Annotated in this window: 3 protein-coding genes; all 3 read left to right on the top strand. The window is 61.1% G+C overall.

The features are described from left to right. A partial coding sequence (locus tag EOA27_RS36675) for an ATP-binding cassette domain-containing protein (protein ID WP_127258743.1) occupies positions 1-674 on the top strand: 674 nt, incomplete at its 5' end. Between the two features lie 60 nt (positions 675-734). Continuing rightward, positions 735-977, top strand: a complete 243-nt coding sequence (locus tag EOA27_RS36670; RefSeq protein ID WP_126080767.1) for a type II toxin-antitoxin system CcdA family antitoxin — start codon at positions 735-737, stop codon at positions 975-977. After that, positions 977-1,276 (top strand): CcdB family protein, encoded by a 300-nt coding sequence (locus tag EOA27_RS36665; protein WP_126080766.1) that lies wholly within the window; start codon positions 977-979, stop codon positions 1,274-1,276. Before EOA27_RS36670 ends, EOA27_RS36665 begins: the two co-directional genes overlap by 1 nt. Positions 1,277-1,355 lie beyond the last annotated feature (79 nt).

Raw genomic sequence — 1,355 nt, 5'->3', positions numbered from 1 at the left:
GGCGCCACGTCGTCTCCTACATGAAGGATTTCCTGTTCAAGCCGGAGCAGGCGCGCACGCCGGTGCGCGAGCTTTCCGGCGGCGAGCGCGCGCGCCTTCTTCTGGCCCGCGTGCTGGCGCGCCCGGCGAACCTTCTGGTGCTCGACGAGCCGACCAACGACCTCGACATGGAGACGCTGGAGTTGCTGCAGGAACTGGTCGCGGGCTTTTCCGGAACTGTCATCCTGGTCAGCCACGACCGCGATTTCCTAGACCGCACCGTCACCAGCGTGATCGCGCCGGAGGGCAACGGCCGCTGGATCGAATATGCCGGCGGCTATTCAGACATGCTGGCGCAGCGCGGCGGCTCGAAGCTGGAAGACCGCAAGGCAAGATCGAAAGCCGAGGCCGCCGAGGCTTCGCCGAAGGCCGAACAAGCCGCACCCAAAGGCCCGGCGAAAAAGCTCTCGTTCAAGCAGAAGTTCGCGCTGGATTCCCTGCCCAAGAAGATCGAAGCGGTGACAGCCTCAATCGCCAGGCTGGAGAACAACATCGCCGACCCCGCCTTCTACGAACGCGATCCCGTCTCGTTCCAGAAGACCATCGCCGCGCTCGACAAGGAGCGCACGACGCTCGCCGCGCTCGAGGAGGAGTGGCTGGAGCTGGAGATACTGCGTGAGGAGATGGAGGGATAGCACCCTCATTGCGCTGACGCACCGATGCGCATAAAGTATGCGCATGTCGAGGTGACTGTCATGCGCAAGATTGCAACGAACGCAAATCGCCAGCCAGCTAATCTGTCGATCGATTCGCAGCTCATGGCGGAAGCCAAGGGGCTCAACGTGAATGTATCACGGGCTGCGGAGGCCGGTATATCGGAAGCGGTTGCTGCGGAAAAAACGCGGCTATGGAAGCTTGAGAACCGTGCGACGATAGACGCTTGGAACGACTATGTCGACAAGCACGGCATCCCACTCGCCGAACATCGGCAATTCTGATGGCGCGCTATGACGTCTTCGCCAGCGGCATCGAAGGCGGCTATCTGCTCGACGTTCAGTCCGACCTGCTCGACCACTTCAAGACGCGGGTGGTCGTTCCGCTTCTGCCACTGACCTCGGCGCCTTCGCCAATGCGCAAGCTGCATCCGGTCTTTGAGATCAACGGCCGGAAGATGGTGATGGCCACCCACCTAATCGCGACGGTTGCCGCAACCGAACTCGGCGAAAATCGAACCAATCTCATGAGCCGCCACGACGATATCGTGGCGGCGCTCGATATGCTCTTTCAAGGCTTTTAAGGCGCCTGCCTTACGCAATTCCGGACGGAAAACGGCTCACACTTTTCCTGGAATTGCTCATCACCCCGACGTCTTCGCC

It is taken from the genome of Mesorhizobium sp. M2A.F.Ca.ET.037.01.1.1, from assembly GCF_003998075.1.
Lineage (GTDB): Bacteria > Pseudomonadota > Alphaproteobacteria > Rhizobiales > Rhizobiaceae > Mesorhizobium.
This window is presented reverse-complemented; position numbering and strand designations above follow the sequence as displayed.